This window comes from Nocardioides sp. W7 (assembly GCF_022919075.1).
Lineage (GTDB): Bacteria > Actinomycetota > Actinomycetes > Propionibacteriales > Nocardioidaceae > Nocardioides.
In genome coordinates this window covers 5,150,899-5,163,971 of sequence record NZ_CP095078.1, presented here as the reverse complement: position 1 = coordinate 5,163,971, position 13,073 = coordinate 5,150,899, and the positions used below count along the sequence as shown (strand labels likewise).

General features: G+C 72.1%; 14 protein-coding genes. 6 read left to right on the top strand and 8 right to left on the bottom strand.

Going from position 1 to position 13,073, the window contains the following annotated elements; translation table 11 throughout:
* Window positions 1–6 precede the first annotated feature (6 nt).
* Both MUB56_RS24165 and MUB56_RS24160 read right to left on the bottom strand, forming a co-directional pair.
* Window positions 7–360: a VOC family protein gene (locus tag MUB56_RS24165; protein ID WP_244929558.1), complete on the bottom strand. Its 354-nt coding sequence runs from the start codon at window positions 358–360 to the stop codon at window positions 7–9.
* 9 nt (window positions 361–369) lie between these two features.
* Window positions 370–1,539 (bottom strand): glycoside hydrolase family 6 protein, encoded by a 1,170-nt coding sequence (locus tag MUB56_RS24160; protein WP_244929557.1) that lies wholly within the window; start codon window positions 1,537–1,539, stop codon window positions 370–372.
* 117 nt (window positions 1,540–1,656) lie between these two features.
* Between MUB56_RS24160 and MUB56_RS24155 the strand changes: the two genes are divergently transcribed.
* From MUB56_RS24155 to MUB56_RS24135, 5 genes are all read left to right on the top strand, one after another.
* Window positions 1,657–2,052 (top strand): SgcJ/EcaC family oxidoreductase, encoded by a 396-nt coding sequence (locus MUB56_RS24155; RefSeq protein ID WP_244929556.1) that lies wholly within the window; start codon window positions 1,657–1,659, stop codon window positions 2,050–2,052.
* A gap of 93 nt (window positions 2,053–2,145) precedes the next feature.
* A complete protein-coding gene (locus MUB56_RS24150; protein ID WP_244929555.1) occupies window positions 2,146–2,589 on the top strand; it encodes a CAP domain-containing protein in 444 nt (147 codons plus the stop codon).
* A 45-nt stretch (window positions 2,590–2,634) separates the two neighbouring features.
* Window positions 2,635–3,753 carry a peptide chain release factor 2 gene (prfB, locus tag MUB56_RS24145; RefSeq protein WP_244929554.1) on the top strand — a complete coding sequence of 373 codons (1,119 nt, stop codon included), beginning with the start codon at window positions 2,635–2,637 and terminating at the stop codon, window positions 3,751–3,753.
* A 271-nt stretch (window positions 3,754–4,024) separates the two neighbouring features.
* A complete protein-coding gene (locus tag MUB56_RS24140) occupies window positions 4,025–5,311 on the top strand; it encodes an HNH endonuclease signature motif containing protein (protein ID WP_244929553.1) in 1,287 nt (428 codons plus the stop codon).
* A gap of 293 nt (window positions 5,312–5,604) precedes the next feature.
* Window positions 5,605–6,438 (top strand): DUF72 domain-containing protein, encoded by an 834-nt coding sequence (locus MUB56_RS24135; protein WP_244929552.1) that lies wholly within the window; start codon window positions 5,605–5,607, stop codon window positions 6,436–6,438.
* A 6-nt stretch (window positions 6,439–6,444) separates the two neighbouring features.
* On the opposite strand, the gene MUB56_RS24130 is transcribed toward MUB56_RS24135, so the two are convergent.
* From MUB56_RS24130 to MUB56_RS24105, 6 genes are all read right to left on the bottom strand, one after another.
* Window positions 6,445–7,518 (bottom strand): aldo/keto reductase, encoded by a 1,074-nt coding sequence (locus MUB56_RS24130; RefSeq protein ID WP_244929551.1) that lies wholly within the window; start codon window positions 7,516–7,518, stop codon window positions 6,445–6,447.
* Window positions 7,515–8,861, bottom strand: coding sequence for an LLM class flavin-dependent oxidoreductase (locus MUB56_RS24125; protein ID WP_244932466.1), 1,347 nt, complete (start codon window positions 8,859–8,861; stop codon window positions 7,515–7,517). Before MUB56_RS24125 ends, MUB56_RS24130 begins: the two co-directional genes overlap by 4 nt.
* Before the next feature lie 2 nt (window positions 8,862–8,863).
* Window positions 8,864–9,643, bottom strand: a complete 780-nt coding sequence (locus MUB56_RS24120; protein ID WP_244929550.1) for an ABC transporter ATP-binding protein — start codon at window positions 9,641–9,643, stop codon at window positions 8,864–8,866.
* On the bottom strand, window positions 9,619–10,455 hold the full coding sequence (locus MUB56_RS24115; RefSeq protein WP_244929549.1) for an ABC transporter permease: 837 nt from the start codon (window positions 10,453–10,455) through the stop codon (window positions 9,619–9,621). Before MUB56_RS24115 ends, MUB56_RS24120 begins: the two co-directional genes overlap by 25 nt.
* Entirely contained in the window at window positions 10,455–11,546 is a 1,092-nt protein-coding gene (locus tag MUB56_RS24110) for an ABC transporter substrate-binding protein (protein ID WP_244929548.1), read from the bottom strand. Before MUB56_RS24110 ends, MUB56_RS24115 begins: the two co-directional genes overlap by 1 nt.
* Window positions 11,547–11,657: 111 nt before the next feature.
* A complete protein-coding gene (locus MUB56_RS24105) occupies window positions 11,658–12,293 on the bottom strand; it encodes a hypothetical protein (RefSeq protein ID WP_244929547.1) in 636 nt (211 codons plus the stop codon).
* A 69-nt stretch (window positions 12,294–12,362) separates the two neighbouring features.
* Between MUB56_RS24105 and ftsE the strand changes: the two genes are divergently transcribed.
* Entirely contained in the window at window positions 12,363–13,052 is a 690-nt protein-coding gene (ftsE, locus tag MUB56_RS24100) for a cell division ATP-binding protein FtsE (protein ID WP_244929546.1), read from the top strand.
* The last annotated feature ends 21 nt before the right edge of the window (window positions 13,053–13,073 follow it).

The window sequence follows — 13,073 nt, the reverse complement described above, 5'->3', positions numbered from 1 at the left end:
GCCGGCTCAGCTCAGGCAGAGACAGAACGGATGGCCGGCGGGGTCCAGGAAGACCCGGAAGGTGGTGCCGGGCTGGTGCTCGGCCAGGGTGGCGCCGAGGGCGAGCACCTGGGGCTCGGCGGCGTCGAGGTCGTCGACGACCACGTCGAGGTGCAGCTGCTGCGGCACGTCCTGGCTGGGCCAGGTCGGCGGCCGGTAGTCGTCGACCTGCTGGAAGGACAGGCACTGGCCCTCACCGCGGAGGTCGATCCAGCCGTCGGCCGGCTCGACCGGCCAGTCGAGCAGGGCGCCGTAGAAGGTGGCGAGGGCCAGGGGATCGGGGCAGTCGAACACGATGCTCGGAGTGCGGGCGATGGCCATGGCCGAACGCTACGCCGGACCGGGCCAGGGCGTCGTCCGCGCCATCGCGATCGCCCGGCTCCGCACGAACGGGTCGGCCTGGTTGAACAGCCACGGCCGGCCGAACCACAAGAAGCCGTCGACGTACGTCGCCGCGGCCCTCCGGACGTCCTCCGGCAGGCCCAGGTCGGTGCTGCCGGGCCGGGCGGTCGGCGGGATGCCGAGGGTCACGCAGCGGCGCATCGTCGGGCGGGTGCAGACCCGGGCGTTGTCCTTGAGGTCCTTGCCGGAGGCGGGGACGACCTCGGGCCACGTCATCGGGCGGCCGCTCTTGGCGGTGTCGACGACGAAGTGCTTGGTGCCGTAGCCGTCGCGGCGCAGGATGTCGACGATCGCGACGCCGTGCCGGACGTTCTCGGCCGGGCCGTTGTAGTGGGTGGAGTCCAGGGCGAACCCGCGGGCATAGCGCACGCCGGTCAGCTTCAGCGCCTGCGCGCACGTCTCGGGATCGGCGCCCCGGCCGTTCTGGCACCAGTCGGCGGCGCCGGCGTCGAGGTAGACGCTGGTGCGGGGGAGCGCGGAGAGGAGCTGGGTCGCCCAGGTCAGCAGCCGAGCCTTCGCGCTCCGGTCGGGCGCGCACCACAGGAACGGCAGGTCGGGCTGCATCACGACGGCCATCGGGGTCGACCCGATGCCGGCGGCCAGCTCGCGCATCCACTTCTTGTAGCTGCGCTTCTCGGCCGCGGTCGACGGGCGCACGCACGCCTCGCCCGCCCACGGCTTCATCCGGAAGACCGCGAGCTGGACCAGCTTCTCGGGGTCGCCGCCCTGCGAGGCGGCGACGTACTTGGTGACCTGGTCCCGGATCGAGGCGTCGGGGACGAACGCGCCGTACCACTTCGCCCGCGGGCGCAGCGCGATCTTCCCGATCAGCCGCTTCCGCTCTCCCCGGGCGCGCTGGTAGGGGCCGGTGACCTGGTCCTGCGGGCCGGCGTACACACCCCACAGCCGCCCGGCGAGCGGGTTGGTCGGGTTCTCGTCGTGCGCCGGCTGCGCCTGCTGCCAGACCTCGGCCGCCACCGCCCGGGCGAGCGGGGTGGGCGTCGTGCTGGTCGCGGGCGGCGTCGCTCCGAGCGCCACGGCGGCGACGGAGATCGCGAGCGCGAGGAGTCGGGCGGTACGGCGGTTGCGGTGGGTCATCGTGTCCGCGCTCCTTCCCGATCCGGCCGGGCAATTGAAGCCCGGACCGGACCCGGGGACTCGAGAACGCCGAAACCGGTTGACTTCAAGTGCAGGTGAGGTTCTTCACTGGTCGGCATGAACGCCACCGCCCCTGCCGAGATCACCGCCCTTCTCGACGACGTCGCCGCCGGCATCACCGCGCGCGACCCCGACCGGTGCGTGGCGCGGTTCGCCCCCGACGCCCGGTCCGTGATCGCCAACGGTGCACGGGCGGTCGGCCGCGACGCCATCCGCGCCGCGCACGTCGCCGCGTTCGCGGCGGGCGGGCCGCCCAAGTCGGCGCGGTTCGCGGTGCTCGACCTGCACCTGCCGTGGCCCGGCCTGGCGATCGTCACCACGGGCGCCTACGCCGCCGGCGCCGGCGACGAGGTCGACCTCGACCGCCCGCCGACCGTGGTCACCTGGACGCTGCTGCGCGCGGACGACGGCTGGTGGGTGGCCGCGCGTCAGTTCACGCCGGTCGCCGGCTGACCGTCCACCACGTCGTACCGGTTCGGCCCGCGGGCGCTCCTCGTCCGGACCGGCCCGTTCGCGCGCATGCGTCGTCCGCCGTACGGTGAGGCGATGCGTCTCATCCGACTGCTGACCCCCCTCCTGGTCGTGCTCCTCGTGGCGACCACGGTCCCCGCCCAGGCTGCGACCCCCGAGCAGCGCCACGCCAACGTCGCCCACCGGGCCACCAACGCCGAGCGCGACCAGCGCGACCTGGTGGACCTGCGCAAGCACAAGTGCCTCCAGCGCTTCGCCGTCAAGCAGGCGAAGCGGATGGCCGCGCAGCGCCGCATGTTCCACCAGGATCTGAGCCCGGTCCTGCGCCGCTGCGGCATGTCGATGGTCGGCGAGAACGTCGCCTACGGGTTCCCCAACGGGCGGGCCGTGGTGCGCGGCTGGATGAACTCCGAGGGCCACCGCGCCAACATCCTCCAGCGGCGCTACCGGCTGATGGGGATCGGCGCCCGCAGGGGCGGCGGTCAGTGGTACGTCGCCCAGGTCTTCGGCGTCCGCTGAACCACGAGTAGGCGTACGCCCGGGCGCGCCGTAACCTAGCTCCTTGTGGCGGGCCCCGACTTCGACGTACAGATCAAGCAGCTCCAGGCGACGATGAAGACCATCGGCCAGGTGCTCGACCTGGACGCGATGCGCACCGAGATCGCCGACCTCGGCGAGCAGGTCGCCGCGCCCGACCTCTGGGACGACGTCGACCGGGCCACCAAGGTCACCGGCCGTCTGTCCGCTCTGCAGGGCACGCTCGACCGCTTCAACGAGCTGCTCGGCCGCATCGAGGACGCCGGCATCATGGCCGAGCTCAGCCAGGAGGAGGGCGACGTCGACTCGCTCGCCGAGGCCGAGCGCGAGCTGGAGAAGGTCAAGAAGGCCGTCGAGTCGCTCGAGGTCCGCACCCTCCTCAACGGCGAGTACGACGCCCGCGAGGCGCTGGTGTCGATCCGCGCCGGCGCCGGTGGCGTCGACGCCGCCGACTTCGCCGAGACGCTGATGCGGATGTACATCCGCTGGGCCGAGCAGCACGACTACAAGGTCGAGGTCTTCGAGACGTCGTACGCCGAGGAAGCGGGCCTGAAGTCCGCCACCTTCGCCATCCACGCGCCGTACACCTACGGCACTCTCTCGGTCGAGGCCGGCACGCACCGGCTGGTGCGGATCAGCCCCTTCGACAACCAGGGTCGTCGCCAGACGTCGTTCGCCGCCGTCGAGGTCGTGCCCGTGCTGGAGCAGACCGACGAGATCGACGTGCCCGACGAGGACATCCGCGTCGACGTCTACCGCTCCGGTGGTCCCGGGGGCCAGTCGGTCAACACCACCGACTCGGCCGTCCGGCTGACCCACATCCCGACCGGCACCGTGGTCTCCTGCCAGAACGAGAAGAGCCAGCTGCAGAACAAGGCGAGCGCGATGGTCGTGCTCAAGGCCAAGCTCCTCGCCCGGAAGAAGGCCGAGGAGAAGGCCCACCTCGACTCGATGCGCGGCGACGTCCAGGCCAGCTGGGGCGACCAGATGCGCAACTACGTGCTGAACCCGTACCAGATCGTCAAGGACCTGCGCACCGGCTACGAGGAGGGCAACCCCTCCGCCGTCTTCGACGGGGACCTCGACGGGTTCCTCGAGGCCGGCATCCGCTGGCGCCGCGGCGCCGAGAAGGCCGCCGAGAACTGACCCCCGCTCCGACCGGTGATCGAGCAGGAAGGCGCTCTGGCGCCTGACGTTGTCGAGATCCGGTGAGCTTCCGTATGGCGGTGGGTTGGGGTCTCCTCTTGGCACCAGGCTGGTTCGAAGACTCTCAATGAAATAAGGGGCTCGTCGTTCGCAGCACTCGTCGTACCTGGTCGCGGCTGCTGGTCGGCTCACGGTTGCGTCGGGTCGAGCGTGGTGGTCACCGCTGTGGAGAACGCTCTGGACTGTCGGTGGCCTCGAATACATTACTGGTATGGCCAACGGTGAGCTTCACGACTGCGAGGACGCATCCGCGTTGCTTGCGTTCGTGCGCGCCGAACGGCAGGCCGAGGCCCGGGCCGCTGCGAATCTGTTGGCGTCCGCGGTGGCCTGGGCGGCGATGCACTCCACCGAGTCCTTCGACGAGGCCGCGAGCCTGGTCCCGGGCAGTCAAGAGCCGGTCGCGATCGCCGGGGAGGGTGCGCCGTTGGTGGCGGAGTTCTCGGTGTTGGAGTTCGCCGCCGCGCTGGGACTCTCGACCGATGCCGGGCGGATCTACCTCGGGGATGCGGTCGAGCTCGCGCACCGGCTCCCGAACCTCTACGGCCGGGTCCAGGCGCTGGACCTGCCGGTGTGGAGGGCCCGGCGGATCGCCAAAGCCACCAGTGACCTGCCGATGGAGGGTGCGGCCTACGTGGACGCGCACCTGCACGCGGTGGCGCACAAGGTCTCGATCGCCCAACTCGACCGGACCGTCGAGGAAGCCCGGGTGACGTACGACCCGGCCGAGGCCAAGGCCCGGTGGGAGGCGGCGTTCGAGGCCCGCCACTTCGACATCGAGTCCCAGCAGGTCTCCTTCGACGGCACCGTCGACGTGCACGGCACCCTCGACCTGGCCGATGCCCTCGACCTCGAGGACGCCGTCGCGCGGCGGGCCCGCGAGCTCGGCCAGCTCGGCCTCGACGTGGCGCTCGACATCCGCCGCTCCATCGCTGTCGGCGACCTCGCCCGCCGCCAACTCGCGTTGGAGCTCAACACCGAGGAGCCCGAGGACCGGCAGCGGAAGCGGCCGCGACAGGTGGTGCTGCACGTGCACCTCTCCGACGCAGCCCTCGGCACCACCACCAGCGACGACCTGCATCTGGCGCGCGTCGAGGAAACTCGGTCCTTCGTCTCCGCCGACCAGGTGAAGACCTGGTGCGCCAACTCCGACACCCAGGTCACCGTGAAGCCGGTCATCGACCTCGACGGCCACGTCCACGTCGACGCCTACGAAACTCCGGACCGGCTCCGCGAACGCCAGGTCCTGCTGCAGCACGCGTGTGTGTTCCCTTGGTGCCGCAAGCCGGCCCGTCGGTGCGACTGCGACCACATCGACCCGGCTGCCCGGGGCGGACCGACCTGTGACTGCAACATCGGGCCGCTCTGTCGGCGGCACCACCGGGCGAAGACCCACACGCGATGGCGTTACGACAAGCTCGACGACACCACCTTCGTGTGGCAAACCCCGAACGGTCTGCTGTTCAGACGCGACCACATCGGCACCACCGAGCTCACCTGACCGACCCCACAGCCTCAGCCCTGACGAGCGTCGTCCCGTCAGGGTTGCCGGCACGCCCCGACCTACCGCCGCAGTCGGCCCACGGGGAGTTCGAGGATCGCTTCGCTTCGCTCGCACCGCGCACCTCGTACCTCGTCACGCACCGACCTCGTCGCGGCGCTGACCACGACGGTCGACCCGCGGCGACCGGAGCCGAGAAGCAGCCGCGACCAGGTGCGACGAGTGCCGCCGACGGTGACCTCCTCGTCTCACTGAACAAGCCGGCGCGGGAATGCTCCGGGTACCGGTGCGGCATGGGCGAGATCAGGGTCGGCATCTCCGGGTGGTCGTACCCCCGCTGGCGGGGCGACTACTACCCGCGCGGGCTCGTGCAGCGCCAGGAGCTCGCGTACGCCGCCGGGCGGCTCGGGAGCATCGAGATCAACGGCTCCTTCTACTCGCTGCAGCGGCCCACGTCGTACGCCCGGTGGGCCGCGGAGACGCCCGACGACTTCGTCTTCGCGGTCAAGGGCGGGCGCTACGTCACGCACATGTTGCGGCTGCGCGACGTCGAGGCGCCGCTGGCGAACTTCTTCGCCAGCGGCGTGCTCGCGCTGGGGAAGAAGCTCGGGCCGGTGCTCTGGCAGCTGCCCGAGACCCTCGAGTACGACGCCGGGCTGCTCGCCGCGTTCTTCGAGCTGCTGCCGCGCACGACCCAGGAGGTGGCCGAGCTGGCCAGCCGGCACGACGACAAGCTCGCCGACGACCGCACCGTGACGAGCGCCGACCTGGACCTGCGGGTGCGGCACGCGCTGGAGTTCCGCAGCCCGACGTACTGCACCGACGAGGCGTTCGACCTGCTCCGCGAGCACGACGTGGCGTGCGTGGTGGCCGACACGGCGGGTCGGTTCCCGATGGCCGAGGCGGTCACCAGCGACCTGGTCTACGTGCGGCTGCACGGCGACACCGAGCTCTACGCCAGCGGGTACGACGACGCCGCCCTGCGCCGGTGGGCCGAGCGGTGTCGGACCTGGGCGGAGGGCGGCGCGGGCGGTGCCGGCTGCGACGTGGTCGTCTACTTCGACAACGACGCGCGGGGACACGCCCCGCACGACGCCGAGCGGCTCCAGGCGCTGCTCGGGGCCTAGGTACGGCTAGGGGCTCCGTCGCCGCAGCGCCGGGTCGACCAGGGCCGGCGGCGCGGAGCCCCGGTCGGCCTCGTTGAGGGTGGTGCCGGGCGGCACGATCTCGTCGATGCGGTCGAGCACGTCGCGCGAGAGGCTGACCTTCTCGACGCCCAGCTGCGACTCGAGCTGCTCCAGGGTCCGCGGCCCGATGATGGCCGAGGAGACCGCCGGGTGCTCGAGCACGAAGGCCAGCGCGAGGTGGATCAGCGAGACTCCGGCGTCGTCGGCGAGGTCCTGCAGGGCGTGCACGGCCTCCAGCTTGCGCCGGTTCTCGGGCAGCGCGGGATCGTGCCGGGCGGGCTGGCGCTGGGCCCGCGAGGACGCCACGTGTCCCTCGCCGTCGCGCCGGTAGCGCCCGCTCAGCCAGCCCCCGGCCAGCGGGCTCCACGGCAGGATGCCGAGGCCGTAACGCTGCGCGGTCGGGAACAGGTCGCGCTCCACCTCCCGGGCGAGGATGGAGTACGGCGGCTGCTCGGTCACCGGGCGCTCCCGGTGCCGGCGCTCGGCGGTCCACTGGGCCTCGACGACCTGCGAGGGCAGGAAGGTCGAGGTGCCGACGTACCGGACCTTGCCCTGGTGGACCAGGTCGGACAGCGCGGACAGGGTGTCGTCGATGGCGATCTCGGGGCGCGGCCGGTGCACCTGGTAGAGGTCCAGGTGGTCCGTCTGGAGGCGCCGCAGCGACGCCTCGACCGCCCGGATGATCCAGCGGCGCGAGTTGCCGCCCTGGTTGGGGTCGGCGTCGGACATCGCGCCGTGGAACTTGGTGGCCAGGAAGACGTCGTCGCGCCGGCCCTTGATCGCCTTGCCGACGATCTCCTCCGACTCCCCGCGCGAGTAGACGTCGGCGGTGTCGATGACGTTGATGCCGGCGTCGAGCGCGCGGTGGATGATCCGCACCGACTCGTCGTGGTCGGGGTTGCCCCAGGCGCCGAACATCATGGCGCCGAGGGTCAGCGGGCTGACCTTGACCCCGGTGCTGCCGAGGTCGCGCCAGGCGGCGGGGTCGGTGGGATCGGTGGGGCCGAGGGGGGAGGTCATGCGGTCTCCTTCGCGATGGTGCGCTGGTAGCGGGGGGTCTGGGCGTACTGGCTCGCCGGCCGGGGCAGCCCGAGGTGGTCGCGCAGGGTGCTGCTGCCGTACTCGTAGCGGAACAGGCCGCGCTTGCGCAGCAGCGGGAGCACCTCGTCGGCGAACAGCTCGAAGCCGCCGCTCAGCCACGGCGGCATCACGTTGAAACCGTCCGCGGCACCGTTCTCGTACCACTCCTGCATCTGGTCGGCGATCAGCCCCGGCGTCCCGACGACCACCCGGTGCCCCCGCGCGCCGGCGAGCCGGTGCAGGAGCTGACGGATGCTCGGCTGCTCGCGATCGACGATGTCGAGGACCAGCTGCGAGCGGCTGCTCGCCGCCCGGTCGCCGCGCACGTCGACGAGGTGCCGGGGGAACGGCCCGTCGAGGTCGTACGACGACAGGTCGGCGCCGGTGAGCCGGTGCAGTTGCTCCAAGGAGTACGCCGGCTGCGTGAGCGCGTTGAGCTGGTCGTGCCGTTCCTCGGCCTCGCGGGTGGTGGAGCCGATCACCGGGCTGATGCCGGGCAGCACCTTCAGCTGGTGCGGAGCCCGCCCGAGTCGTCGGGCCCGGTCCTTGATGTCGCGGTAGAACTCCTGGGCGTTGCCGAGGGTCTGGTGGGCGGTGAAGATCGCCTCCGCCCAGCGGGCCGCGAAGCCGCGGCCGTCGTCGGAGGAGCCGGCCTGCACGTAGACCGGTCGGCCCTGCGGCGAGCGGGCCGTGTTGAGCGGGCCGGCGACCGAGAAGTGCTTCCCGACGTGGTCGATCGAGTGGATCCGGTCGGTGTCGGCGAACACCCCGCTCTCGGCGTCGGCGACGAACGCCTCGTCCTCCCAGCTGTCCCAGAGCTTGGTGACGACGTCGACGAACTCGTCGGCGCGGGCGTAGCGCTCCGCGTGCACCGGGTGCTCGGCCAGCCCGAAGTTCTGGGCGGCGTTGGGGGCGCCGGTGGTGACGATGTTCCACCCGGCCCGGCCGCCCGAGAGGTGGTCGAGCGAGGCGAAGAGCCGGGCCAGGTTGTACGGCTCGTAGTACGTCGTCGAGGCGGTGCCGATCAGCCCGATCCGGCTCGTCACGGCCGCGATCGCCGACATCCAGGTGAGCGGCTCGATCCGGAAGCGCGAGGCGTAGCGGATGTTGTCGGCGAGTGCCGGCCCGTCGGCGAAGAAGATCGCGTCGAGCTTCGCCTCCTCGGCCCGCTGGGCGAGCTCCTGGTAGTAGGCGATGTCGAGGACCCGCGACGGGTCGGAGTCGGGGTGTCGCCAGGCGGCCTCGTGGTGGCCGCCGGGGTAGATGAACAGGTTGAGGTGCATGCTCACGATGCCGCCCTCCGCTCGTAGTGGTTCTCGGTGATCTCGTGGTCGTCCTCGACGCCCAGCTCGGCCAGCAGCCGGGCGCGCAGCGCCGCGAACTGCGGATCGGCCTGCGAGCGGCGCCCGCCGATGTCGACCCGCAGGTCGGAGGAGACGACGCCGTCGTCGAGGACGATCACCCGGTCGGCGAGGACGATGGCCTCGTCGACGTCGTGGGTGACCAGCAGGACGGCGGGCCGATGGGTCGCGCACAGCTTCTTCAGCAGGACGTGCATCCGGATCCGGGTCAGCGCGTCGAGGGCGCCGAACGGCTCGTCGGCCAGCAGCAGCTGGGGCTCGCGGACCAGCGAGCGGGCCAGGGCGGCCCGTTGCTGCTCGCCGCCCGACAGCTCGTGCGGCCACGCCTTCTCGCGGCCCGCGAGCCCGACCTCGGCCAGCGCCTGTCGGCCACGTGCGGCGGCGTGCTTCTCGCGCAGGCCGAAGACGACGTTGTCGAGGACCCGGCGCCACGGCAGCAGCCGGGAGTCCTGGAAGACCACCGAGACCTGCTCGGGCACCTCGACCGAACCGGAGCCAGCGACGCCGCGGTCGAGACCGGCAAGGGCACGCAGCAGCGTGCTCTTGCCGCTGCCGCTGCGGCCGATCAGCGCGACGAACTCGCCGGCGGCGATGTCCAGGTCGAGGCCGTCGAGCACGCCCCCGGCCTCGCTGAAGCTGCGGCGCAGCCCCCGGACCCGGACCGCGGTGGTGGGGGAGCTCAGCTCCCCAGGGTGCGACGCCATGCCAGTGCCTTCCTCTCGACGAGCCGGACCGCTCCGTCGGCCAGCAGGCCGAGCGCGGCGTAGAGCACCAGTCCGACGACGATGACGTCGGTCTGGCCGTAGCTGGAGGCCAGCGTGATCATGTAGCCGATCCCGCTGGTGGAGTTGACCTGCTCGACGACCACCAGGGCCAGCAGCGCGGAGGTGACCGCGAAGCGCAGGCCGAGCAGGAAGCCCGGCAGGGCGCCGGGCAGTACGACGCTGCGCACGAACTCGATGCGACCCACGCCCACCGTCTCGGCGAGCTCGGCGTACCGGCTGTCGATGCCGCGCAGGCCGTTGTGGGTGTGGATGTAGACCGGCACCAGCACGCCCAGCGCGATGGTCACGACCTTCATCTCCTCGTTGATGCCGAGCCACAGGATGAGCAGCGGGATCAGCGCCAGGCTCGGGATCGACCGCTTGATCTGCACGGGGCCGTCGATGAGCGCCTCGCCGAGCCGGGACAGGCCCGCTGCCAGCGCGAGCCCGACGCCGACCACCACGCCGAGCGCGAGACCGAGGCCGGCCCGGGTGGCCGAGGTGAGGAGGTTGTCCTGCAGCCGCCCGCTCTCGAGCAGCTCCCGGGCGGTCGCCACGACCGTCCACGGCTCCGACAGCGTGCGCGGGTCCAGCAGACCGGTCGCGGACCCGACGCACCAGGCGACGACCAGCAGGACGGGACCGAGCGCGATGGCGAACGGCACCCGGGGGCCCGGTCCGAGCCGCCGGCCGGTGACCCGCCGGTCGACGACCGGTGAGGTGCGGGCGGGTGCCTCGAGGGTCACGGTCATCACGCACCCCCGCTCGCTGCGACCGACGCGGCGATGACCTTCTCGAACCGCCGGTCGTAGAGGTCGTCCAGGTCGAGCGGCTCGCGGTCCTGCTCCTCGGCCAGCAGGTCGGCGATCTCCTGGTGCCGGGCGATGACGTCGGACCAGTCGGTGGGCACCTCGAACGTGCCGAGTGCCTCGACGATCGCCCGCGCGTCGGCCTCCGCGAGACCCTCGTGCTCGACGTAGAAGCCCTGGGCGAACTCCTCGGGGTGCTCGGCGATCCACTGCTGCGCGAGGGCCCAGACCGCGACGTACTCCTTGATCGCGGCGGCCTTGTCGGCGTCCTCGATCACCTCGGTCGGGGTGTACAGCGTCCACGCGTCGTCGCGGACGCCGGGCGAGATCGTCGTGCCGCCGTCCTGCTCGTACTTCGCGAGGTACGGCGGGACCAGCGACTGGCCCAGCGGCGCCACGTCGACCTGGCCGCTGCCGAGGGCGTTGACGTAGACGTCGTCGACGCTGGCCATCTCGACCAGCTCGACGTCGTCCTGGGTCAGGCCCGCCTCCCGCAGCACCCGCAGGACGACCGAGCCCTGGGCCTGGCCGGGGGAGTAGGCGATCTTCTTGCCCCGCAGGTCGGGGAGCTCCGCGACGTCGACGCCCGGCGCGACCCCGAGCTCGTACGTCGGGTGCTCCAGCGGGTCGACGGTCTCGCGGGCGGCGACGACCTTGACGTCGGTGCCGGTCCACTGGGCGAACAGCGGCGGTATGTCGGCGACGGCGCCGAGGTCCAGCGCGTCCCCGCGGAACGCCTCGAGGGTCTTGGGGCCGCCGCTGATGTTGGCCCACTCGACCTCGATGTCGAGCTCGTCGTCGAGGCCGGAGAGCTCCAGGGCGGTCTGGGTCGCGGGATCGCCGACGCGCAGGACGGTGTCCTCGGCGGGCTCCTCGGGGAGGGCGGCGCTCAGCGCGAGCTTGGGTCCGGCCTCGTCGCCGCCGCACCCGGCGAGCCCGAGCGGCAGGGTCAGGCAGGCCAGGGTCAGCGCCAGGGTCGGGAACCGACGGCGGCGGGCGGTGGTGCGGCCCGAGGTCTGCTGCGGGGGGTGCATGGCTCTCCTTCGCGTAAATCCGACAAAGTCGAGCAAATTAATACACATATGTTCGGGGATGGCTACCTTCGTCCACCCAGCGAGAGTGGCTCGGCGGTCCGGACGGCGCGCTCAGCCGGCGTCGGAGGTGCTCGCGACGGCGACCGCCGCGCACCAGCGGTCCGCCCGGTCGACGAGCTCGGCGCGGGCGACGGCGGCCGGAGCGCTGAGCGAGCAGGACAGCCACGCGTCGCCGAACAGGCCGCGGTACGAGACCACCCGGCCGTCGCCGTCCGCGCACACGACGGCGACCGACGGGGCGCCGTACGCCTCGGCCTCCGGCAGCGCTCGGCATCCTGGGGTGCGGACGGCGGCGCGGGCGAGCCGGCGGGCCCGCTCGGCCGGGACCGGCGGGGCGAACACCCAGCCGCGGGCGACGGCACCGTCGGCGCCCGTCCACGAGCAGCCGAACTCGTGGGCGACGTCGGTCACCTCCTCGGCCATCGCCACCTGCTCGCCATTGTCGTACGACGCACTCGCGGTCGGCTCGCCCCCGAGCGCGCCGGCGACCTGCTCCGCGGTGATCCCCGGGCAGAAGCCCGCCCGGCGCGCCGCCAGGACGGAGGTGTCGAGGTCGGCCAGCGTCAGGTCCGCCGTGACCCTCGGCGCCGGGTCCGACTCGTTCGGGCCGACCACCGCGATACCGACCCCGACGCTGGCGACGGTCGCCAGCAGGGCAGCGAGCAGCGAGCGGACGGCGGTGGGCACGCTCACAGCGTAGAGAAAGTGTGGCCGGGGTCCGCGCCGTCCTCAGGATGCTCGCGTACCGTCACTCGGGTGATTCGCTTCGAGAAGGTCACCAAGTCCTACCCCGGCACGGGCAGCCCCGCGCTCGACCAGGTGTCGGTGGACGTGGAGAAGGGCGAGTTCGTCTTCCTCGTCGGCACCTCGGGATCCGGGAAGTCGACGGCCCTGCGGCTGGTGCTGCGCGAGGCGCGGCCCACGAGCGGCCGGGTCTACGTGGCCGGCAAGGAGATCAACCGGCTCGCCAGCTGGAAGGTGCCGCGGCTGCGCCGCCAGATCGGCACGGTCTTCCAGGACTTCCGGCTGCTGCAGAACAAGACGGTCAGCGAGAACGTCGCCTTCGCCCTGCAGGTGATCGGACGCTCGCGGGCCGACATCCGCAACCTGGTGCCCGAGACCCTGGAGATGGTCGGGCTCGACGGCAAGGGCGACCGGATGCCCGACGAGCTCTCCGGCGGCGAGCAGCAGCGGGTCGCGATCGCCCGGGCGTTCGTGAACCGGCCGATGATCCTGATCGCCGACGAGCCCACCGGCAACCTCGACCCGACCACCTCGGTCGGCATCATGAAGCTCCTCGACCGGATCAACCGCACCGGCACCACGGTCGTGATGGCCACCCACGACCACGGCATCGTCGACCAGATGCGCAAGCGCGTCGTGGAGCTCGACCACGGTCGGGTGATCCGCGACCAGGCCCAGGGCGTGTACGGCTTCCAGCACTGACCCGCCCGCCCGCGACCCGCC

Coding starts and splice junctions, on each gene's coding strand:
- MUB56_RS24165 (WP_244929558.1), bottom strand. CDS start 360: ATGGCCATCGCCCGCACTCCGAGCATCGTGTTCGACTGCCCCGATCCC.
- MUB56_RS24160 (WP_244929557.1), bottom strand. CDS start 1,539: ATGACCCACCGCAACCGCCGTACCGCCCGACTCCTCGCGCTCGCGATC.
- MUB56_RS24155 (WP_244929556.1), top strand. CDS start 1,657: ATGAACGCCACCGCCCCTGCCGAGATCACCGCCCTTCTCGACGACGTC.
- MUB56_RS24150 (WP_244929555.1), top strand. CDS start 2,146: ATGCGTCTCATCCGACTGCTGACCCCCCTCCTGGTCGTGCTCCTCGTG.
- MUB56_RS24140 (WP_244929553.1), top strand. CDS start 4,025: ATGGCCAACGGTGAGCTTCACGACTGCGAGGACGCATCCGCGTTGCTT.
- MUB56_RS24135 (WP_244929552.1), top strand. CDS start 5,605: ATGGGCGAGATCAGGGTCGGCATCTCCGGGTGGTCGTACCCCCGCTGG.
- MUB56_RS24130 (WP_244929551.1), bottom strand. CDS start 7,518: ATGACCTCCCCCCTCGGCCCCACCGATCCCACCGACCCCGCCGCCTGG.
- MUB56_RS24125 (WP_244932466.1), bottom strand. CDS start 8,861: ATGCACCTCAACCTGTTCATCTACCCCGGCGGCCACCACGAGGCCGCC.
- MUB56_RS24120 (WP_244929550.1), bottom strand. CDS start 9,643: ATGGCGTCGCACCCTGGGGAGCTGAGCTCCCCCACCACCGCGGTCCGG.
- MUB56_RS24115 (WP_244929549.1), bottom strand. CDS start 10,455: ATGACCGTGACCCTCGAGGCACCCGCCCGCACCTCACCGGTCGTCGAC.
- MUB56_RS24110 (WP_244929548.1), bottom strand. CDS start 11,546: ATGCACCCCCCGCAGCAGACCTCGGGCCGCACCACCGCCCGCCGCCGT.